Source organism: Cupriavidus cauae, assembly GCF_008632125.1.
GTDB lineage: Bacteria > Pseudomonadota > Gammaproteobacteria > Burkholderiales > Burkholderiaceae > Cupriavidus > Cupriavidus cauae.
On the sequence record NZ_VWRN01000042.1, the window covers coordinates 1 to 22032 of the forward strand.

A 22032-nucleotide genomic window follows, 5' to 3' on the forward strand; every position below is an offset into this window, starting at 1 on the left:
CGCGCAGCAACGTGCCGCACGCCGCGGCATACGACGCACCGCGCGCCACCCCCACCCGCAGCCCGGCCCGCCCGCCGTCGAACGCCCATGCCGCCGGCGCGGCGCACGAGTCCGACGGCCTGGTGCGCCTGTCCAAGCGGATGTCAGAGCTGGGCCTGTGCTCGCGCCGCGAGGCCGACGAATGGATTCCGCGCGGCTGGGTGCTGGTCGACGGCAAGCCCGTGACCGAGCTGGGCACGCGCATCCGCCCGGACGCGACCATCGAGATCCAGCAGGCCGCCCGCTCCGAGCAAGGCGAGCGCGTCACGGTGCTGCTGCACAAGCCGGTCGGCTATGTGTCCGGCCAGGCCGAGGAAGGCTATCAGCCGGCGGCCGCGCTGTTCACCGCCGAGAACCAGTGGGAAAACGATCCGACCCGCAAGCGCTTTGCGCCCTGGCAGCACAAGGGCCTGGCACCGGCCGGACGCCTCGATATCGATTCCACGGGCCTGCTGGTGCTGACGCAGGACGGCCGCATCGCCCGCCAACTGATCGGCGAGGACTCGAACATCGAGAAGGAATACCTGGTGCGGGTGGTCTGGGAGGATGCGCCCGACGGCCCGGTCGAGCGCAATGTGTCGGCCGTGTTCCCCGCCGAGCGGCTCGACAAGCTGCGCCACGGCCTGTCGCTCGACGGCGAGCCGCTCAAGCCCGCCAAGGTCAGCTGGCAGAACGAGGAACAGCTGCGCTTCGTGCTGCGCGAAGGGAAGAAACGGCAGATCCGCCGGATGTGCGAGCAGGTCGGCCTGAAGGTTGTCGGACTCAAACGCGTCCGCATGGGCCGCATCGTGCTGGGCGACCTGCCGGTCGGCCAGTGGCGCTTCCTGGGGCCGTTCGAGAAGTTCTGAGGCGCGCTGCCGGGACCGGCGCACCGCGCGGTCCCGGCTCCATCCCAATTTGCTATCGCTTGTTGCGTATCGCCGGGGGGCCGACGGGCCAAGGGCCGACGGCCGAGGGCCGAGGGCCGGAGCTACGGCCCGGGGCCTCAGTCGTCCGACTGTACCCCGTTCAACTCGGGAAACAGCACCTCGGTAAAACCGAACTTGCTGAAGTCCTTGACCCGCATCGGGTACAGGATGCCGCGCAGATGGTCGCACTCGTGCTGCACCACGCGCGCATGGAAGCCCTCGGCGACGCGCTCGATGCGCTGTCCCATCAGGTCGAAGCCGGTATAGCGCAGGCTGGTATGGCGCGGCACCATGCCGCGCAGCCCGGGCACCGACAGGCAGCCCTCCCAGCCGTCCTCCATCTCGTCGGACAGCGGCGTCAGCTCCGGATTGATCAGCACGGTCTTGGGCACCTGCGGCGCATCGGGGTAGCGCGGGTTGCGCTCGAAGCCGAAGATCACCACCTGCAGGTCGACGCCGATCTGCGGCGCGGCCAGCCCGGCGCCGTTGGCGTGGTCCATCGTGTCGAACATGTCCTCGATCAGCGTGCGCAGTTCGGGGGTATTGAAGCGCTGGACCGGGCGCGCGACCTGCAGCAGCCGGGGGTCGCCCATTTTCAGAATGTCGCGAATCATTGCTCGTCCTCTGCTCGGGCAGCCGGGCGTGATGTTGGCTGCCGCATGCGGCGGGTCTCCGCCGAAATTCCGTCGATTATAGCCAGCGCCTCCGGGCGCGGCGGGCGTCCGCGCCCGCGTCGGAATCCGCACTCACGCCGCAAAGATCCTGTCCACGTCGACATGGATCGAACGCAGGCGCTCGAGCGGCACATGGGGTGCCAGATAGCGCAGCATCGCCTGTGCGCGCGATTCCAGCATCGGGCAGCCGAATGTCCACTGCTTGTCGCCGTCCCACATGTCCAGCAGCGGCGCAAACAGGTTCGCGACGACCTGGCGGATGCGGTCCATCCACGAGGCCTGCGATGGCGCGGATGAGACCCGGCACACCAGCCGTCCGGCGGGCCGCTCGACGCTGCCCTTGTGGGCCTTGAGGCCTTGCAGGATGCCCGCGTCCGTGTCGGCGACATACTCGAGCCGGAAATGCTGCCCGCGAAACACGAAGTCTTGCTGGTGCCGCTGCGCCGGCTGGCGCTGGAAGCCTTCGCGCAGCCCCTCAAGCTTGACGCGGACGGCGACCCAATCCTGGCATGGCGTATGGTGTGCGGCGGCGATCGAACCCATGGGGACTCCTTGTCGTGAGGAACACGTGATGGAAGAACCCGGCGAGGTTAATCGCGCGGCAGTGGCCGCATCTTTCGCATTCGGCGCTGCACCTTTGCTTTGGCGAGCCGCGATCGGCCGTCTCACTGGACAGCGTCGCTGGACATCGTCGCCAACGTCGCCACCGGACAGCGACAGGGACCGCGGTCCCTGCCCCTGTCAGCGTCCCGCCGCGCCGTGCTCCTCGAGCAGCGCCATCATGCCGGCCTCGTCCAGCACCGGCACGCCCAGCTCCTGCGCCTTGGCCAGCTTGCTGCCCGCCTCCTCGCCGGCCACCACGTAGTCGGTCTTCTTCGACACCGAGCCCGCCACCTTGGCGCCGGCCGCCTCCAGCATCTCCTTGGCCGCCTCGCGCGACAGCGTCGGCAAGGTGCCCGTCAGCACGAAGGTCTTGCCCGCCAGCGGCGCCGGCGCGCGCGCGGCGGGCTCGCTCTCGGGCCAGTGCACGCCGGCGGCGCGCAGCTGCTCGATGACCTCGACGTTGTGCGCCTCGGCAAAGAAATGCGCGATCGACTGCGCGACCACCGGGCCGACGTCGTTGACCTCAAGCAGCGCGGCCTCGTCGGCCTCCATCAGGCCGTCGAGCTTGCCGAAATGCCGCGCCAGATCCTTGGCGGTCGCCTCGCCGACATGGCGGATGCCCAGCGCGAAGATGAAGCGGTTCAGCGTGGTGGCGCGCGACGCGTCGATCGCGGCCACCAGATTGCCGGCCGACTTGTCGGCCATGCGGTCCAGCGCCGCGAGCTTGGCCACGCCGAGCTTGTACAGGTCGGCCGGCGTGCGCACGATGCCCTGCTCCACCAGCTGGTCGACCACCTTCTCGCCGAGCCCTTCGATATCCATCGCGCGGCGCTGGGCGAAATGCAGCAGCGCCTGCTTGCGCTGCGCGGCGCAGATCAGCCCGCCGGTGCAGCGCGCGATCGCCTCGTCCTCCAGCCGCTCGATATGCGAGCCGCACACGGGGCAAGCGGTCGGCATCGTGAAGGGCCGCGCATCGGCGGGCCGGCGCTCCGGCACCACGGCGACGACTTCCGGAATCACGTCGCCGGCGCGGCGCACGATCACGGTGTCGCCGATATGCACGTCCTTGCGGCGGATCTCGTCCTCGTTGTGCAGCGTGGCATTGGTCACCGTGACGCCGCCGACGAACACCGGCGCCAGCCGCGCCACCGGGGTGATCGCGCCGGTGCGGCCGACCTGGACCTCGATGTCCTCGACCACGGTGGTCATTTCCTGCGCGGGGAACTTGTGCGCCAGCGCGAAGCGCGGCGCGCGCGAGACGAAGCCCAGGCGTTCCTGCTCCTCGACCGCATTGACCTTGTAGACCACGCCGTCGATGTCATAGGGCAGGCTGTCGCGCTTCCTGCCGACGCCGCGATAGAAGTCGAGCAGCCCCTGCGCGCCCTTGACCACGGCGCGCTCGGCGCAGACCGGCAGGCCGAGCGCCGCGAAGCGTTCCAGCAGCGCATCGTGGGTGGCCGGGCGCGGCTCGCCGTCCAGCTCGCCAAGCCCGTAGGCAAAGAACGACAGCGGACGGCGCGCGGTGATGCGCGGATCGAGCTGGCGCAGGCTGCCGGCCGCGGCATTGCGCGGATTGACGAAGGTCTTCTCGCCGGCCTCGGCCTGGCGTGCATTGAGCCGGTCGAAATCGCGCCGGTACATGAAGACCTCGCCGCGCACCTCGATCACCGCGGGCGCGCCGGCCTTCAGCTTCAGCGGAATCGCCTTGATCGTGCGCACATTGGCGGTCACGTCCTCGCCGGTCTCGCCATCGCCGCGCGTGGCGGCCTGCACCAGCCGGCCGTTCTCGTAGCGCAGCGACATCGCGAGCCCGTCGAACTTGAGCTCGCAGGCATATTCGACCGCATCGGCCGCCGAGAACAGGTCGGCCGCGCCCTCGGCGGCCACGGTGCGGCCCAGGCCCTGCGCGCAGCGGCGATCGAAGCCGATCACGTCCTCGTCGTCGAAGGCGTTGTTCAGCGACAGCATCGGCAGCCGGTGCCGCACCGTCGCGAACGCGGTCAGCGGCTGGCCGCCGACGCGCTGGGTCGGCGATTCCGGCGTCAGCAGCTCGGGATGCGCGGCCTCGAGTTCCTGCAGTTCGCGGAACAGCGCGTCGTACTCGGCGTCCGGAATGGTCGGCGCGTCGAGCACGTAATACTGGTAGTTGTGGTGCTCGATCTGCTCGCGCAGCCAGTCGGCACGCGCGGCCGGGGCGTCGGGCTTGTCGGCGGAATTGTCCGGCCGGGCGGCATTGGCGGCGTCGGCTGCATCGGCCGCGGCAGGCCGCGGCGCATCAGCCGAAGTGGGAGCGCCGTGTTTCTTTGCTGGCATGAGGCGTGAGCGGTACGAAAAAGCGGGCGGCGAAGGTGGGCGGCGAAAGGCGGACGGCGAAAAAACCGGTGCCGGTCCGCGCGTCAGCTGCTGAACAGGCGCAATGCCACCGGCGAGCCGGCCGGCATGCCGCGCGCCTCGAGCTTGTCGTACAGCGCCTGCAGCTGCTGGAAGATGGCGACGAAGGACGTCTCGGTCAGCGGCCGATGATTGTCGTCGACCAGTCTCGCGCCCATCCGCTGCGCCAGGCTGTCGCCGTACTCGCACATGGTCTTCAGCGGCTTGACGGCCTGGGATGCCTGCGGCACGTCCAGCAGCAGCGTGATCTGGCTGCCCGCCTTGACCGTCAGATCGTCGCGCAGGAAGTTGGTATCGCCGAACTGCAGCGTGAACAGCGCGCGCTGGATGCCGTCGGGACCGGCCTGGTAGCGGGTGAAGCGGGTGCCGTCGCGCGACAGCACCAGGCCGTCCTGGGTGGCGACGTTCTGCACATAGGCGGCCGACCAGGGCGCGCCATCGGACACCACGTTGACGCCCAGCTGCACGTCGCAGGCGGCGGCGAAGCCGTCGAGCTCGCGCGCATTGGCGACGGTCTCGCTCATGTCGGGCAGTTCAGCCGATGCGTCGAGCGATTCGGCCAGGGCCTCGACCGCGTTGACGAACTCGGAGAACTCCAGCGCATTCAGCGGACCGCCGCGATTGGCCAGCTGCACCGCCACCTGCAGGTCCTCGTACTGGTGACCGGCGGTCACCGGCTCCCAGGCGTTGGCCGGTTCGTACAGGCCCTCGATATGGACCTGCTTGGTGCCGGCGCGGCGCAGGCGCCCGGTCAGCGGCAGGATGCGGTCGCCGGAGGCCTTGCGCTCCAGATGCAGCGGCACGATGCAGTCGATCAGCGGATCGATCACCGCGGGCCGGGGCTGCCCGTCGGCCACGATGGGCTCGGCGACGGGTTCGGGCGGCGGCGGCGCTGCCGGTGCGGACGGGGATGCGGACTGGGATGCGGACGGCGCGGCGGACGAAGATGCGGGCGCTTGCGCGGACGTTTCGCCGGCATCGGTGCCCTGGGCATCAGTACCCTGGGCGTTGCGCGGGGCCGGGGTCCGGGCGGACGGCGCGCTGCGCGCGACGCCGTCGGCGACCTCCTCGGCCAGCAGCTCGTCGGCATCGGCGCTGCCGGACACCAGCGGCGAGGCGGCCTGCGCCGCCTGCGCGTCGTCATCGAGCGGCGGCACCACCAGCGTCGGTTCCTTGCGCTGGATCGTTTCGGGACGCGGCGGCTCGTGCAGCTTGGCGCTGACCTCGGGCTTGATTTCCTCGCCCACCACCGGCTCGCGCATCGGCGGCAGGTCGTCCTCGGGTTGCAGCGCGCGCGGCCGGCGCGACTTGCGGATCTGCCATTGGTTGTAGGCCACTACCAGCAGCAGCAGCACGATGCCGGCGACGACCAGCGCGGTTTGCAGGTCCATCACGCGCGCCCTCCGCGGTTCGGGGCCGACGTCGGCCGATCCTTCAGCCAATCCTTCAGCCGATACGTCTGCCGGTTCTTCGGCCCATGCGTCGATCGAAGCGATCCGGTCATGCCGCCTCCGCCATCGAAACGGCCGCATCCATGTCGACGGCGACGATCCGCGACACCCCCTGCTCCTGCATCGTGACGCCGATCAGCTGGTGCGCCATTTCCATTGCGATCTTGTTGTGTGAGATGAAGACGAATTGCGTCTTGTCGGACATGCGCGCGACCATATTGGCGTAGCGCTCGGTATTGGCGTCGTCCAGCGGCGCGTCGACCTCGTCCAGCAGGCAGAACGGTGCCGGGTTCAGCTGGAACATCGCGAACACCAGCGCGATCGCGGTCAGCGCCTTTTCGCCACCCGACAGCAGATGGATGGTCGAGTTCTTCTTGCCCGGGGGCTGCGCCATCACCTGCACGCCGGCATCGAGGATTTCCTCGCCGGTCATGATCAGCCTGGCCTGGCCGCCGCCGAACAGCTGCGGGAACAGCTCGCCGAAATGATGGTTGACCTGGTCGAAGGTGCCCTGCAGCAGCGCGCGCGTTTCCTGGTCGATCTTGTGGATCGCGTCTTCCAGCGTCTGGATGGCGTCGTTCAGGTCGGCCGACTGCGCGTCGAGGAAGGTCTTGCGCTCGCGCGCCGCCGCCAGTTCCTCGAGCGCGGCCATGTTGACCGGGCCGAGCGCGTTGATCGCGTTGTTGATGCGCGTGACTTCGCCCTGCAGATACGAGGGCTTCATGTCGCCGTTGAGCTTGCCGACCAGCGCGGCCTCGTCGACCTCGGCCGCGGCCAGCTGCTCGGCGAACTGCTCCTGCGCCAGGCGCGCGGCCTGCTCCTTGAGCTGCAGTTCGGTGATGCGGTCGCGCAGCGGTTGCAGGCTGCGCTCGGCGGCCAGGCGCTGCTCGTCGAACTGGCGCAGCTGCGCCGACAGCGCGTCGAGCTCGATGCGGGCCGTCGCCAGCTTCTGCTCGCGTTCGGCGCGCAGTTCGAGCGCTTCCTGCAGGCCGGTGTGCGCGGTCTGCTCGTTGATGGTTTCGAGTTCGGCGCGCGCGTTCTCCAGCGATTCGGCGATGCGCTCGCTCTGGTCGCCCGCGACCTGGATATTGCGGCGCAGCTCGTCGATGCGGGTCGCCAGATTGCGCTCGGCGAACACGGCCTCCTGCGCGGCACGTTCCAGGTCGCGCAGCTGCTGGCGCGCGTCGGACAGCTTTGCATCCAGCGCTTCGTAGGCCATCTGGTGGTCTTCGTGCGCGGCCTGCATCTCGGCCAGCTCGGTATCGTGGCGCTCGAAGTTCGCCTCGGATTCGGCCTTCAGCGCGCGCTGCTCGTCGATCTGCGCGGCGATTTCCTCCAGCTCCTCGCGGATCTGGCTGCTGCGCGCGGCGTAGCGCTCCATCGCCTGCGACAGCTTGAGCACGTCCATCTGCAGCCCGTGCACGCGCCGCGTGACGCGCTCGCTGTCGGCGCGCGCTTCCACCAGCTTGCGGCTGCCCTCGGTATAGGCCGCCTCGGCGCGCATCGCCTGCGCCTTGGCCTCGTCGGCCAGCAGCGTCTGCGCGCGCGCCTGCTTCTGCAGATTCTCGATTTCCTGCTCGCGCGCCAGCATGCCCGCCTGCTCGGAGTCCGCGGCATACAGGTGCACCGAGCTGCGGCCGACCAGATGGCCCTCGGCGACGACGAAGGTCGCGCCCTCGGGCAGGTTCGCGCGTGCGGCCAGCGCCTGCTCCATGTCGTCCGCGGTGTAGACGTCGGCCAGCCAGTCCTGCATCACCGCGCGGATGCCCGGCTCGGTGATCTGCAGCAGCGACATCAGCGGACGCAGTCCGGCCGGCGCCTCGCCCGGGCGTGCCGCGGGCGGCGGCGCGTAGAAGGCCAGCTTGGCCGGCGGCGCGTCGGTCAGCAGTCCCTTGATCCAGTCGAGGTTGGAGACCTCCAGCGCGGCCAGCTTTTCGCGCAGCACCGACTCGAGCGCGTTTTCCCAGCCCGGTTCGATATGGATCTTCTTCCACAGGCGCGGCAGTTCGGCCAGGCCGTGCTTTGCCAGCCACGGCTGGACCTTGCCTTCGCTCTGCACGTTCTCCTGCAGCTGGCGCAGCGCGGCCAGGCGCGCTTCCAGCGCCGCGATCGCGGCCGCTTCGCGCTGCACGCGCTCCTGCGCGGCGCGGCGCTCGGCATCGAGCCGCGGCAGATTGTCCTCGGCCTCGGCCAGCGCGGCCTGGGCGTCCTCGAGCATCGCCTCGTGTTCGGCGAGCTCGGCGCGCAATTCCTCCAGCCGCACGTCGTCGGGCCGGTCCAGGCCCTTTTCCTCGCCCGAAAGGCGTTCGCGGCGCTGCTCCAGCTGCTGCAGCATCTGGTCGGCGTTGCGCTGATGCGCGGCCTCGAGCTTGAGCGCCTGCTCGGCCTGCATGATGCCGGTGCGCTGCACGTTCAGCAGGGTCTGCGCATCGCGCCATTGCGCTTCGAGCGTCGGCAGCGCCTCGCTCTGCTGCTCGACCGCCTGCTGCGCCTCGATGGTGCGTCCCTCGGCCAGCGCCAGTTCCTCCTCGGCCTGCTCGAGCTCGTCGCTCGCCTGCTGGGCCTTGGCCTGCCACTGCTCGCGCTGCGCGGTCAGCGCGGCGATCTGCGCCTGCACGCGGTTGCGCGATTCGACCACGTAGCGGATCTCGGCCTCGAGCTTGCTGACCTCGGTATTGGCCTCGTAGAGGGCGCCCTGCGCGGCGTGCATGCCGTCGGAAGCGGCATAGTGCGCGGCGCGCAGCGTCTCCAGCTCGGCCTCGACGTGGCGCAGCTGCGCGGTCTGCGCTTCCAGGTCGATCTGGGCCTGCTCGATCGCGCGCTGATGGCGTTCCTGCTCGGCCAGCGCCTCGCGCTTGCGCAGCAGCCACAGCAGATGCTGCTTCTCCTCGCCCTCGGCCTGCAGCGCCTTGAAGCGCTGCGCGACTTCGGCCTGGCCCTCGAGCTTGTCGAGGTTGGCCGACAGCTCGCGCAGGATGTCCTCGACCCGGGTCAGGTTCTCGCGCGTGTCGGACAGCCGGTTCTCGGTCTCGCGACGGCGTTCCTTGTACTTGGACACGCCCGCGGCTTCTTCCAGGAAGATCCGCATGTCGTCGGGCTTGGCCTCGATGATCCGCGAGATCATGCCCTGGCCGATGATCGCGTAGGCGCGCGGGCCCAGGCCCGTGCCCAGGAAGATGTCCTGGATGTCGCGCCGGCGCACCGGCTGGTTGTTGATGTAGTAGGACGAGGTGCCGTCGCGGGTCAGCACCCGCTTGACGGCGATTTCGGCGTACTGGCTCCACTGCCCGGCGGCGCGGCCTTCGGCGTTGTCGAACACCAGCTCGACGCTGGCGCGCCCGGCCGGCTTGCGCGCGGTGGAACCGTTGAAGATGACGTCCTGCATCGATTCGCCGCGCAGCTCGGAGGCGCGGGACTCGCCGAGCACCCAGCGCACCGCATCGATGATGTTGGACTTGCCGCAGCCGTTGGGACCGACGATGCCGACCAGTTGGCCGGGCACTTGGAAATTGGTGGGATCGACAAAGGACTTGAAGCCCGCCAGCTTGATCGAGGACAGTCGCACGGTTGGTCTTGAATGGGTTCGAATCCGTGGTGAGGCACGCCCGGGAGCGGCACCCAGAAAGGCCGGACAGCCTGCGCGACGCCCTGCGCGGACGTGCCGCCCGCACCGCATTCGTCGCGCACTTGTGCCCGAAAATTGGCGCTAATCATACCATCGGTGTGACGCCGTCCAGCCGGATTTACCGGCAGTTACGGGGTCGTTGCCGGCCGGTTCGGGCGGCATCCGGGCGGCATCCGGGCGGCATCCGAGCGGCGTCCGGGCGGTGTCCGGGCGGCACCGGGGCGGTGTCCAGGCGGCACCGGGACGGCGTCCGGGCGGCATCGAGGCGGTGTACGAGCGGCGTCCGGCCGGCGTGCTGGCGGTACCGGGCCGGCATCCGGCGGCATCTCGGGCCGCATCGGTCCAGTCCGGAGGCGATCCCGGCGGCACACCCACGCCGCGGTCGTGCCGGCCGCTTACTGCCCCTGCAGGCCGGTACACCCCGCGCCCTCGCCCGCCGGCGCCCGCGCCGGCCCGCTGCGCCGGTGCACCAGGCCGGACAGCGCCCCGGCCGCCACGATGCACAGGCCGCCGGCCGCCTCCTTCCAGCTCAGCGTCTCGGTCGCCAGCCACCACGACGACACCGCGGCGACCACGATCTCGAACAGCATCAGCAGCGAGACCCGGTTGGCGGGCAGATGCTGCAGCCCGTACTGGACGATGGCGTTGCCGACCACCAGCGTGCCCGCCAGGGCCAGCACCAGCAGCGGCGCCGCCACGCGCGCCTCGGGCGCGATCGCCACGGCGCCGGTATCGAGCCACAGCGCGGCGATGCCCCCGACCACCGTGCCGCCGCCGAACACCATCAGCGTGCGCAGCCGCGCGTCCATCTCGGGAAAGCGCTGGCCGGCGCGGCGCGACAGCACGTTGTTGAACGCGAAGGCGATGCCGGCGGCGAGGCCCGCCCATTCGGCGGCATCGCCCGGCAGCGGCACGCCGACCTCTGGCGTCCACAGCATCAGCCCGGCACCGAACATCGCCAGCGCGACCAGCATCAGGTCCGCCGGCGAGACCCGCTCGCCCAGCAGCAGCCGCGCGACCAGCACGGTCCACACCGGGGTCAGGTAGAACAGCAGCAGCACCCGCATCACGTGGCCGTGGACGCTGCCCCAGACGAAGCCGGCATTGGTAATCCCGGCCGCCAGCGCGATCGCGACGAACAGCCACGACCAGCGCAGGCCGCGCAATTGCCGCCGCAGCACCAGCAGCGCCAGCACGGCGGCGACCGCGCTGACCACCGCCGCGGCCTTCATGCCGCCCAGGCCCCAGGCGGCCAGCAGCCGATACGGATACCAGGCGATGCCCCACACCGAGGCGCCGAGCAGGATCGACAGGGAAGCCTTGAAGGTATCGGTATCGGCGTGGGCGTCGGCATGGGAGGCGCCGGGCCGCACATTGGCGTTGGAATGGCTCATGGATTGGAAAACGCTGGCGGCACCCGGGAAACGGTGCCTGACATGGATGTGGGTGATACGTGAAGCCCGGATCGGAGCCGATCCGGACCGGAACGCCGGCGTTACGCCGGTCCCTCGGCGCGGCGCCTCGTCCCTTATAATGCTGCGTTTCGACAGGCCTTCGACCCATCATGAACCCGCGTCTCGATTTGCTGCAGCCCTACCCGTTCGAGAAACTGAAGGCCCTGTTTGCGGGAATCCAGCCGAACGGCGCGCTGCGGCCGATCAGTTTCGGCATCGGCGAGCCCAAGCATCCGACCCCGCGCTTCATCCGCGATGCGCTGGCCGAGTCGCTTGGCGGGCTGGCGAATTATCCCACAACGGCCGGTTCCGAAGCCCTGCGCCAATGCATCGCCAGCTGGCTGGAGCGCCGCTACGGCCTGCCCCGTGTCGACCCCGCCAGCCAGGTGCTGCCGGTCACCGGCTCGCGCGAGGCGCTGTTCGCCTTTGCCCAGACCGTGGTCGACGGCACCCGCCCCGGCGCGCTGGTGCTGTGCCCGAACCCCTTCTATCAGATCTACGAGGGCGCCGCGCTGCTGGCCGGCGCGACGCCGGTGTTCGCCAACAGCGATCCGGCCCGCAATTTCGCCCCGGCATTCGACCGTATCCCCGATGAAGTCTGGCCGCGCGTGCAATTGGTCTATGTCTGCTCGCCCGGCAATCCGACCGGTGCGGTGCTGTCGCTGGACGACTGGCGCCAGCTGTTCGCGCTGTCGGACCGCCACGGCTTCGTGATCGCCTCCGACGAGTGCTACTCCGAGATCTATTTCGACGAGGGCAAGGCGCCGCTGGGCGCGCTGGAGGCGGCGCACCGTCTGGGCCGCGGCTTCGAGCGGCTGGTGATGTTCTCCAGCCTGTCCAAGCGCTCCAACGTGCCGGGCCTGCGCTCGGGCTTCGTCGCGGGCGACGCGGCGCTGCTGGGCCGCTTCCTGCTGTATCGCACCTATCATGGCGGCGCGATGAACCCGGCGGTGCAGAGCGCCAGCGTCGCGGCCTGGAACGACGAGGCGCATGTGCGCGAGAACCGTGCCGCCTATGTCGCCAAGTTCGCCGAGGTCACGCCGATGCTGGCCGAAGTGCTGGACGTCGCCCTGCCCGACGCGGGCTTCTACCTGTGGGCGGACGTCTCGCGCACGGGGCTGAGCGACACCGAGTTCGCCGCGCGGCTTTATGCCGAGCAGCACCTGACCGTGCTGCCCGGCAGCTATCTGGCGCGCGAGGCCGACGGCATCAATCCGGGCGCCAATCGCGTGCGGATGGCGCTGGTGGCGACGCCCGAGGAATGCCGCGAGGGTGCAGAGCGCATCGTCGCCTTCTGCCGGGGCCTGGCGGGCCGCGGCTGAACCGGCCGGAGCGCGGTTCGATCCCACGGTTCGGTCCCGGGATTCGCCGCCTTGGACCTGGAGTCGACCGCAATATCCACCCCAATATCGGCTGCCGACCGCCACCGCGCGGCGGCCGCGAATTCAACCACGACAACACGCGAAGAAACGCATATGACGCAAGCACTGCAAGCTCTGATCGACCAGGCCTGGGAAGACCGCGCCAGCCTGTCGCCCAAGTCCGCCCCGGCCGACATCCGCGAAGCGGTGGCCACGGTGATCGGCCAGCTCGACGCGGGCACGCTGCGCGTGGCCGAGAAGCAAGGCAAGGACTGGATCGTCAACCAGTGGGTCAAGAAGGCGGTGCTGCTGTCGTTCCGCCTGGAAGACAACGCGCCGATGGCCGCCGGCGGCTTCGCGCAGTTCTACGACAAGGTGCCGACCAAGTTCGCCGGCTGGTCGGCCGACGACTTCGCCAAGGGCGGCTTTCGCGTGGTGCCGCCGGCGGTGGCCCGCCGCGGCTCGTTCATCGCGAAGAACGCGGTGCTGATGCCCTCGTACGTCAACATCGGCGCCTATGTCGATGAAGGCACCATGGTCGATACCTGGGCCACGGTGGGTTCGTGCGCGCAGATCGGCAAGAACGTGCACCTGTCGGGCGGCGTCGGCATCGGCGGCGTGCTCGAGCCGCTGCAGGCCAACCCGGTCATCATCGAGGACAACTGCTTCATCGGCGCGCGCTCGGAAGTCGTCGAGGGCGTGATCGTCGAGGAGAACTCGGTGATCTCGATGGGCGTCTACCTGGGCCAGTCGACCAAGATCTACGATCGCGAAACCGGCGAGATCCACTACGGCCGCGTGCCGGCGGGCTCGGTGGTGGTGGCGGGCAACCTGCCGTCGAAGGACGGCAAGTACAGCCTCTACTGCGCGGTGATCGTCAAGAAGGTCGACGCGCAGACGCGCGCCAAGACCAGCCTGAACGACCTGCTGCGCGGCGACTGACGGCAGCGAGGTGGCGGCCCGCGTGCCGCCACCGCTGTCCGGTTCGCCGCAACCCGCGCCCCAACCTGCGCCCCAATCCGCGCCCCGCCCTCCTCGCCCCCGAGCGGCACAACGCGCCGGCTCTTACGTGAGGTGACCCGTGCCCTCCCTACGCAAGCGATTCATGGCCCTGGACCCCGCTACCGTCAGCACCGTGCTGTCCCTGCTGCCGACCATTCTCGAGCAGGCCAACAAGACCATCGAGAAGCTCAAGAAGAGCAAGCGCAAGGACGAGCCCGCCGACGGCGGCGACGGCACGCCCGCGGCCGATCCGCAGGAGCAGGCGCGCCAGCTCGCGGCGCGCGTCGCCGAGCTGGAAACGGCCGCGATGCAGCAGGCCGAGAACGTCAAGCTGCTGGCCGAACAACATGCGATCACGATCGACGCGCTGCGCAAGGAAGCGGCCCGGCTGGACCGCCGGCTGCGGCTGATGACCGGCGTGGCGATGGCCGGCTTCGCGCTGGGCCTGCCCGCGCTGGTGATCGCCATCAATCTGCTGCTGCGCTGAAGCGGGCCACGGCTCGCGCCATCGCGCCGCCATCGTCCTTTGCCGCCATCGCGCCTCGCGTCCCTCTCGCCAACGATTCATTCTTCATTCGCCATGACCGTCCAGCTCTACGGCATCCCGAACTGCGATACCGTCAAGAAAGCCCGCACCTGGCTCGAAGCCAACGGCGTCGACTACGCCTTTCACGATTTCAAGAAGCAGGGCGTCGACGAGACGATGCTGCGCCGCTGGCTCAAGCAGGTGCCGCTGTCGCTGCTGCTCAACCGCAAGGGCACCACCTGGCGCGCGCTGCCGGACGCCGACAAGGCCCTGGCCGAGGACGCCGATGGCGCGATCGCGCTGATGCAGCGCAGCCCCTCGCTGATCAAGCGGCCGGTGCTCGAGCATGACGGCGCGGTCGCGGTCGGCTTCGCCGCCGATCAGTACGCCGAACGTTTCCAGGGCTGAGCCCGCCGATTGCCGGCCTGCCGCCCCTTGCTTGCCGCTCGATTGCCGCTCGATTGCCGCTCGATTGCCGCTCGATTGCCGCTCGATTGCCGCTGGATTTCCGTTTGCTCGCCGCCAGTCCGAATGTCCGCTTAACCATCGCCGCCCCATGACCTCCAACGCCCACGCAACGCCCGCCGCCAACCCGACGCTGGCGCTGACCGAAGACCTGATCCGCCGCCAGTCGGTGACCCCCGCCGACGAAGGCTGCCAGGCCGTGCTGCAGGCGCGGCTGTCCGCGCTCGGCTTCGCCTGCGAGTCGCTGGTCAGCGGCCCCGACGCGTTCCGCGTCACCAATCTGTGGGCCGTCAAGCGCGGCCGGCTGGGCACCGCCGGCAAGCTGCTGGCCTTCGCCGGCCACACCGACGTGGTGCCGACCGGCCCGCTGGAGCAATGGACCTCGCCGCCGTTCGAGCCGACCCATCGCGACGGCAAGCTGTACGGCCGCGGCGCCGCCGACATGAAGACCTCGATCGCGGGCTTCGTGGTGGCGATCGAGGAATTCCTGCAGGCCCATCCGGACCATGCCGGTTCGATCGCGCTCCTGATCACCAGCGACGAAGAAGGCCCGGCCCACGACGGCACCGTCAAGGTCGTACAGGCGCTGCAGGCGCGCGGCGAACGACTCGACTACTGCGTGGTCGGCGAGCCGACCTCGGTCGATACGCTCGGCGACATGGTCAAGAACGGCCGGCGCGGCTCCTTGTCCGGCAAGCTGACCGTCAAGGGCGTGCAGGGCCATATCGCCTATCCGCACCTGGCGCGCAACCCGATCCATCTGGCGGCGCCGGCGCTGACCGAACTGGTCGGCGAGCGCTGGGACGACGGCAACGAGTATTTCCCGCCGACCACCTGGCAGATGTCGAACATCCACGCGGGCACCGGCGCGACCAACGTGATCCCCGGCCACGTGACGATCGATTTCAACTTCCGCTTCTCGACGGCCAGCACGCCCGAGCAGCTGAAGGCCCGCGTGCACGCGATCCTCGATCGGCACGGGCTCGACTACCAGATCGACTGGACGCTGGGCGGCGAACCGTTCCTGACGCCGCGCGGCGACCTGTCCGAGGCGCTGGCCGCGGCGATCGCCGCCGAGACGGGCGTGCAGACCGAGCTGTCGACCACCGGCGGCACCTCGGACGGCCGCTTCATCGCCAAGCTGTGCCCGCAGGTGATCGAGTTCGGTCCGCCCAATGCCAGCATCCACAAGATCGACGAGCACGTCGAAGTGCGCTTCATCGAGCCGCTGAAGAACATCTATCGCGGCGTGCTGGAGCGGCTGATCGCCTGAGCGATCGTTCCTGACCGCACTGCCCTGATCGCGCCGCTCTTAGCACGTTGCGCAGACCGCGCCGCCGTTATCGCGCCGCCCCGACCGACCCCTGACCTCTGATTCGCCATGGCCACCGCCTCTCCCCTGTCCACCGTCCGCGACCTGCTGCGCCTGGCGGTGTCGCGCTTCACCCAGGCCGGCCTGTCGTTCGGCCACGGCACCGACAACGCCTACGACGAGGCGGTCTACCTGATCCTGCATACGCTGCATCTGCCGCTCGATACGCTGGACCCGTTCCTCGACGCCCGGCTGCTGCCCGACGAAATCGCCGCGGTGATGGAAGTGATCCGCCGCCGCGTCGACGAGCGCGTGCCGGCGGCCTACATCACGCACGAGGCGTACATGCATGGGCAGCGCTTCTATGTCGACGAGCGCGTGATCGTGCCGCGCAGCTTCATCGGCGAGCTGCTGCAGGATGGACTGGCCCCGTGGGTCAGCGACATCGACGCGATCGGCCCGGTGCTGGAACTGTGCACCGGCTCGGGCTGCCTGCCGATCCTGGCCGCGCAGGCCTGGCCGCACGCCTCCATCGATGCGGTCGACATCTCGGCCGATGCGCTGGAGGTGGCGCGTCGCAATGTCGCCGACTACGGCCTCGAGGACCGCATCCACCTCTATCACGGCGACCTGTACGCGCCGCTGCCGGCCGGTACCACCTACGACGTGATCCTCAGCAATCCGCCTTATGTGAACGAAGGCGCCATGCAGCGTCTGCCGGCCGAATACCAGGCCGAGCCGCGCATCGCGCTGGCCGGCGGCGACGACGGCATGGACGTGGTGCGCCGGATCGTGGCCGGCGCACGCGCGCACCTGAACCCCGGCGGCGTGCTGGTGGTCGAGATCGGCAACGAGTTCGAGAATGTCGAGGCCGCCTTCCCGGACCTGGAACTGGTCTGGCTGACGGTCAGCGCGGGCGAGGAGCAGGTGTTCCTGCTGACGTACGAAGCGCTGCAGGCGGCGGGCCTGTAAGGACGGCCGCCGCGCGCCGGGGGCGGGACGCGCGAGCGCCGGGGGCGGGACGCGCGAGCGCTGGCGCGCGGCTTATTGCCCGGCCGCCAGCGCCGCAGCCGCGGCCCGCACCGCGGTCGTGCACTGCTCCACGACCCCTTCGCGCCAGTCGTCTGCGTCGCCATAGAAGGCGCGCCACATGCCCTGGCGGATCAGCGCGCGCTGCGTGTTGTCCGCGTCGGGATGCAGATGCAGCCAGTGGTCGCCGCGCAGCGCCTGCAATACGTCGGGCAGCGGCAAGGTGCCAAATTCCAGCGCGATGCCGGCAAAGTCGATGCCGGGCAGCGTATCCGGAACGGCGTGCCAGGCCAGGCCGGTCAGGTTGGCCGAAGTCGACGAGCCGTCGTACATCGACGTCACGTGCTGGCCCCAGATCGCGCGGGTCCTCTCCAGCTGCGCCACATCGTCCGGCCCCATGTAGATCGGCTCGCCATAGCCCCACGGGCCGAGCCCGGTATGGATGTCGATCCAGCGCAGGCCGGTCCGTCCCGCGCCGTAGCGCGCGAGGATGCGGCGCAGCGTGTAATTGCTCCAGGTCGCCACGCGCCCGCCATAGAACATGCCGTGCGGATCGTCGTACTGGCCCGCGCTGACGGCGGCCTGGTACCAGCTCATGCCGCGCTCGGCGATCGCGCGCGCCAGAGCGGCCTCGTCCTGCTCCGACGGCGGCCAGTGCGCCGGCAGCAGCAGCGGCGCGACCTCGGCATAGGCCGGGTTTTGCGGCAGCGGCCGCGTGAAATCCATGAAATTGCGGTTCAGGTCGACGTTGTCCTCGTTGACCCGGCGCATGTGCGAGAAGCCGTAGGGGTTCACCGCATGCACCAGCAGCAGCGCCGCGCCGGCCTTGGCGCATTGCTGCAGCAGCGTGGCATCGTGCAGCAGCGCGATCTGCGCGCCCGAGCCGCAGAAGCCCTCGGCGCCGTGCATCGCGGAGGTGACCAGGATCAGATGGCGCGCATCGCGCGGGCCGATCCAGGCGACGTCCATCGCCAGCTCCTCGTCCTCGGCGCCGCGCCGCGTGGGATGCGCGAACGGCGTGGGCACGTCGCCGACGTTCTCGGCCGCGAGCCTGAACTTGGCGCGGGCTTCCTCGTAGCGGCTTGAAAAGCAATCGTGCAGCTGCATCGGCGGCTCTCCGGGGCGACCAGGATCGATGACCGCATTAAACGCCATTCCGCCGCCGCGCGCCAGCCGGTACAATCCCGTCCGCACAAGGTTGGATCGATCCAGCGCGGCCGGCGCGGCTTCCCAGGCCCGCCACGCGTCTCAGGTAACACCAGTCCCGATCTCCAGCCGGATTTCCCTCGCGCCCGTTCCGGGTCCCGCCTGATCCCTTCGTTCCCGACCGCCACGTCGCGCGCCCGGCATGGATTGGCACGCCCATCCCGCCGGCCGGCTCGCGGTCCTTCATCCTGAGACTGTCAACATGATCGTGCGTTATTCCAAGATCGCCGCGGTATTGGCCATGGCCCTGTTCGCCTCGCTGGTGTCGTTCGGCAATATCACCGACTACGGCACCAACTTCGCCTTCGTCCAGCATGTGTTCCTGATGGACACGACCTTCCCCGGCAACGGCATCATGTACCGCGCCATCCGGTCGCCGGTACTGCATCACGCCGGCTATATCGGCATCATCGCGCTGGAAACCGCCACCGCGCTGCTGTGCTGGGCCGGCGGCATCGCGCTGTGGCGCGCGCGCCGGCAATCGCCGCGCGCCTTCCATCGCGCCAAGACGTGGGCGGTGGCCGGCCTGACGCTGGGCTTCCTGACCTGGCAGGTCGCGTTCATGTCGATCGGCGGCGAGTGGTTCGGCATGTGGATGTCGAAGGAATGGAACGGCGTGCCCGACGCGTTCCGCTTCTTCATCACGCTGCTGACGGTGCTGATCTACGTCAGCCTGCCGTACGACGATCTTGATCTGGCCGGCGATCGGTAGGCCGGCGGCGGCAAGCCGGCGTCGATGAGACACGCCGATAAGTTGCGCCGATAAGTTGCGCCGATAAGTCGGCGTGGATGGGACGGCGTCGATAACGAGCACCGGCAAGTCCGTGCCGGCAAGTCATCCCTCCCAGTCGGCATCCCCGGCGCCCGCCGCGCGCCGCGGCGGCGCCTCCAGCTGCCAGGCGCGCGGATGCAGCGCCAGTCCGGCCGCTTCGCCCTGTGCGCGCGTCAGCGTCAGATGGCGCGCCAGCCAGTCCATCACGCCGCGCAGGAAGCGTTGCTGCTCGAGCCGCACGGCCTCGCGCAGCGCGCGTTCGAGCTGCACGTAGGCGGTGTAGACGTCGAGCAGATTGGCGCTCTTCAGCGTGGCCGGCGTCGACGGGCTGCGCTCGATCGCCAGCACGCGGCCGGCCTGCTGCGGCGTCAGCGCCCCGGTCTCGCGATAGGCGGCATACAAGGGCTCCAACGGCGCGAAACGGACGCTGGGCTGCACGCGCGGCACGCCGGCGACCTTCTCCATGCGCAGCAGCAGATAGCGGACCGCGGCGGCATGCTGGCGGGCCTGTTCCTGCTCGCGGCTCGCGCCCGCGCCGCGCCGTGGCCGCGCCTCGTCGCGCCACGGTCCGGCGCCCGCGGCGCGGGCGGTGAAGTCGGGCACGCCGTCGAACGCGCCATGGCCGCCCAGCAGCCGCAGCGCGCAATCCGGCCCGAAGGCATGCTCGTGGCCGGCCGCGTCGCGCAGGATATAGGCGTGGCCCGAGCCGATGCCGTGGCCCTTCCTGCCAGCGGACGCGACGCCAGCGCCGACACCGGTGCCAACGTCCGAGCCCGCGCAGCGCGTGCCCGGCTCGACGAAATCCTTGCGAACGGCGGTCCAGGCGGGGCGAGGGGTGGAAGCGGGCTCGAGGGGCATGCCTTGATTGAGGAACAGCGAAACGGCGAAGGACGGCGAAACCGCGACGAAACGACGGCGGGGCGCGCATTGTCGCGCGAAAACCCGCCGGACGCGATAGCCGCCCGATGGCACGGCAATCGCGGCGCAATCGCCGGGCGAAAGCCTGGCAAGCCTGGCAAGCCCGGCAAGCCCGGCGAGCCTGGCGAGACGTTGGCTAGACGTTGGCGAGGGCCCCGCGACAGGCGCCCGACAGCCTCGCACCATGCCGCCCGCCGCCCCGGGCTAAAATGCGCCCTGCCCGGCCCCGTGCCGGGCTCGACTTTCCATAAAAGACTCTCGTGATCCGAATCGACCAGCTAGTACTCCAGCGCGGCACCAAGGTGCTGTTCGACCACACCAGCGTGACGCTGAACCCCGGCGAGCGCGTCGGCCTGGTCGGTGCCAACGGCAGCGGCAAATCGACGCTGTTCGCGCTGCTGCGCGGCGAATTGCATCCGGACGGCGGTGACGTCGCGGTGCCGGCGCAATGGCGCGTGGCCCATGTCGCGCAGGAAACGCCGGCGGTGGCGCGCAGCGCGCTGGAATACGTGATCGACGGCGACACCCGGCTGCGCGCGATCGAGCAGACCATCGCGGCCGCGCAGGCCAGCGGCGACGGCCACGCCGAGGCCGAGGCGCACGCGGCCTACGCCGACGCCGACGGCTACACCGCGGCCTCGCGCGCGGAGGCGCTGCTGCTGGGCCTGGGCTTCACGCTGGCGCAGGTCGGCCAGCCGGTGGCAGCCTTCTCCGGCGGCTGGCGCATGCGCCTGAACCTGGCGCAGGCGCTGATGTGCCCGTCCGATCTGCTGCTGCTCGACGAACCGACCAACCACCTGGACCTCGACGCGATCGTCTGGCTCGAGGACTGGCTGGCGCGCTATCCCGGCACGCTGGTGATGATCTCGCACGACCGCGAATTCCTCGACGCGATCTGCAACGTCACCGTCCATATCGAACAGCAGCAGCTGCGCCGCTACGGCGGCAACTACAGCCTGTTCGAGACGCTGCGGCTGCAGCAGATGGCGCAGCAGCAGGCCGCCTACGCGCGCCAGCAGAAGCAGATCGCGCATCTCGAATCGTTCATCACCCGCTTCAAGGCCAAGGCGACCAAGGCCCGCCAGGCGCAGAGCCGCGTCAAGGCGCTGGAGAAGATGGAGCGCTTGGCGCCGGTGCACGCCGCGGCCGGCTTCTCGTTCGAATTCCGCGAGCCCGATGCCGCCCCCAATCCGATGATGGTGCTCGATGCCGTCGACTGCGGCTACGCGGGTCCGCCGCCGGTGACGATCCTGCGCGGCCTGACGCTGTCGATCCAGAACGGCCAGCGCATCGGCCTGCTGGGCGCCAACGGCCAGGGCAAATCGACACTGGTCAAGACGCTGGCGGGCACGCTGGCGGCGCTGGCCGGCACGCTGCGCCACGGCAAGGGCCTGCAGATCGGCTACTTCGCCCAGCACCAGCTGGAGACGCTGCGCGACCACGACTCGCCGCTGCAGCATCTGGCGCGGCTGGCACCCGATACGCGCGAGCAGGAACTGCGCGACTTCCTCGGCAGCTTCAATTTCCGCGGCGACATGGCGACCTCGCCGATCGAACCGTTCTCGGGCGGCGAGAAGGCGCGGCTCGCGCTGGCGCTGATCGTCTGGCAGAAGCCGAACCTGCTGCTGCTCGACGAACCGACCAACCACCTGGATCTCGATACGCGCGAGGCGCTGACGATGGCGCTGGCGCAATTCGAGGGCACGCTGATCCTGGTCTCGCACGACCGGCATCTGCTGCGCGCCACCACCGACCAGTTCATGCTGGTGGCCGACGGCGGCCTGCAGCCCTTCGACGGCGACCTCGACGACTATCGCGACTGGCTGCTGCAGCAGGCCGCCGCCAAGCGCAACGCCGCGGCCGCGGCGCATCGCTCGGACGGAGCCCATGGCGGTGAAGGAAGCAACGGGGCCGACGCCGCGGTGCCGGCGCAGAATCGCCGCGACCAGCGCCGCGCCGAGGCCGACGAACGGCAGCGGCTGGCGCAGCTGCGCAAACCCTTGACCAAGGAACTGGAAAAGGTCGAGAAGCGGATGGCCGTGCTGCAACAGGCCAAGACCGAGATCGACGGCTTCATGGCCGACGAAGCCAGCTACGCGGAGGCCAACAAGGCCAGGCTGCTGGAGATGCTCAAGCGCCAGGGCGAGGTCGAGGGGGAACTGACCACGCTGGAAGAGCGCTGGCTGGAGCTGCAGGAGCAGATCGAGCAGATTGCCTGAGGCGGGGCGGGCGGCTTCGCGCCGCTTGCCCTTCCCGCCCGCTTCTCCGCTTCCCTTCTCCGCTTCCCTTCTCCGCT

At 69.8% G+C, this 22032-nt stretch carries 17 protein-coding genes; 9 read left to right on the forward strand and 8 right to left on the reverse strand.

Going from position 1 to position 22032, the window contains the following annotated elements; translation table 11 throughout:
* The coding region (locus F1599_RS15585; protein ID WP_150083688.1) for a pseudouridine synthase at positions 1-887 on the forward strand (887 nt) is incomplete at its 5' end.
* 137 nt (positions 888-1024) lie between these two features.
* Here the strand turns inward: F1599_RS15585 and def are convergent.
* From def to F1599_RS15615, 6 genes are all read right to left on the reverse strand, one after another.
* A complete protein-coding gene (gene def, locus F1599_RS15590; RefSeq protein ID WP_149319035.1) occupies positions 1025-1561 on the reverse strand; it encodes a peptide deformylase in 537 nt (178 codons plus the stop codon).
* Positions 1562-1693: 132 nt separating this feature from the next.
* Positions 1694-2164 carry a hypothetical protein gene (locus F1599_RS15595; RefSeq protein ID WP_150083689.1) on the reverse strand — a complete coding sequence of 157 codons (471 nt, stop codon included), beginning with the start codon at positions 2162-2164 and terminating at the stop codon, positions 1694-1696.
* Between the two features lie 198 nt (positions 2165-2362).
* Positions 2363-4537 (reverse strand): NAD-dependent DNA ligase LigA, encoded by a 2175-nt coding sequence (ligA, locus tag F1599_RS15600; RefSeq protein ID WP_150083690.1) that lies wholly within the window; start codon positions 4535-4537, stop codon positions 2363-2365.
* An 83-nt stretch (positions 4538-4620) separates the two neighbouring features.
* Positions 4621-6006: a cell division protein ZipA C-terminal FtsZ-binding domain-containing protein gene (locus F1599_RS15605; protein WP_150083701.1), complete on the reverse strand. Its 1386-nt coding sequence runs from the start codon at positions 6004-6006 to the stop codon at positions 4621-4623.
* A 109-nt stretch (positions 6007-6115) separates the two neighbouring features.
* Positions 6116-9631 carry a chromosome segregation protein SMC gene (gene smc / locus F1599_RS15610; protein ID WP_150083691.1) on the reverse strand — a complete coding sequence of 1172 codons (3516 nt, stop codon included), beginning with the start codon at positions 9629-9631 and terminating at the stop codon, positions 6116-6118.
* Between the two features lie 455 nt (positions 9632-10086).
* The gene (locus F1599_RS15615) at positions 10087-11085 is read right to left on the reverse strand and encodes a DMT family transporter (protein WP_150083692.1); all 999 of its coding nucleotides are present in this window, start codon (positions 11083-11085) and stop codon (positions 10087-10089) included.
* A 170-nt stretch (positions 11086-11255) separates the two neighbouring features.
* Between F1599_RS15615 and dapC the strand changes: the two genes are divergently transcribed.
* From dapC to prmB, 6 genes are all read left to right on the forward strand, one after another.
* On the forward strand, positions 11256-12467 hold the full coding sequence (gene dapC / locus F1599_RS15620) for a succinyldiaminopimelate transaminase (RefSeq protein ID WP_149319040.1): 1212 nt from the start codon (positions 11256-11258) through the stop codon (positions 12465-12467).
* Positions 12468-12620: 153 nt separating this feature from the next.
* On the forward strand, positions 12621-13448 hold the full coding sequence (gene dapD, locus F1599_RS15625; RefSeq protein ID WP_149319041.1) for a 2,3,4,5-tetrahydropyridine-2,6-dicarboxylate N-succinyltransferase: 828 nt from the start codon (positions 12621-12623) through the stop codon (positions 13446-13448).
* Positions 13449-13611: 163 nt separating this feature from the next.
* Positions 13612-13995, forward strand: coding sequence for a hypothetical protein (locus F1599_RS15630; protein ID WP_187829248.1), 384 nt, complete (start codon positions 13612-13614; stop codon positions 13993-13995).
* A 93-nt stretch (positions 13996-14088) separates the two neighbouring features.
* On the forward strand, positions 14089-14442 hold the full coding sequence (locus F1599_RS15635) for an ArsC family reductase (RefSeq protein ID WP_149319043.1): 354 nt from the start codon (positions 14089-14091) through the stop codon (positions 14440-14442).
* Positions 14443-14590: 148 nt separating this feature from the next.
* Positions 14591-15772, forward strand: coding sequence for a succinyl-diaminopimelate desuccinylase (gene dapE / locus F1599_RS15640; protein WP_150083693.1), 1182 nt, complete (start codon positions 14591-14593; stop codon positions 15770-15772).
* Positions 15773-15880: 108 nt separating this feature from the next.
* Positions 15881-16783: a 50S ribosomal protein L3 N(5)-glutamine methyltransferase gene (prmB, locus tag F1599_RS15645; protein WP_150083694.1), complete on the forward strand. Its 903-nt coding sequence runs from the start codon at positions 15881-15883 to the stop codon at positions 16781-16783.
* Positions 16784-16855: 72 nt separating this feature from the next.
* Here the strand turns inward: prmB and F1599_RS15650 are convergent, their stop codons facing one another.
* Positions 16856-17947, reverse strand: coding sequence for a M14 family metallopeptidase (locus tag F1599_RS15650; protein WP_150083695.1), 1092 nt, complete (start codon positions 17945-17947; stop codon positions 16856-16858).
* A 301-nt stretch (positions 17948-18248) separates the two neighbouring features.
* Here F1599_RS15650 and F1599_RS15655 point away from each other — a divergent pair, with 301 nt between their 5' ends.
* A complete protein-coding gene (locus F1599_RS15655; protein WP_149319047.1) occupies positions 18249-18758 on the forward strand; it encodes a DUF2165 family protein in 510 nt (169 codons plus the stop codon).
* A gap of 123 nt (positions 18759-18881) precedes the next feature.
* On the opposite strand, the gene F1599_RS15660 is transcribed toward F1599_RS15655, so the two are convergent.
* Positions 18882-19676, reverse strand: a complete 795-nt coding sequence (locus tag F1599_RS15660; protein ID WP_150083696.1) for a hypothetical protein — start codon at positions 19674-19676, stop codon at positions 18882-18884.
* A gap of 320 nt (positions 19677-19996) precedes the next feature.
* On the opposite strand from F1599_RS15660, the gene F1599_RS15665 reads away from it, so the two are divergent.
* Entirely contained in the window at positions 19997-21955 is a 1959-nt protein-coding gene (locus tag F1599_RS15665) for an ATP-binding cassette domain-containing protein (RefSeq protein ID WP_150083697.1), read from the forward strand.
* The last annotated feature ends 77 nt before the right edge of the window (positions 21956-22032 follow it).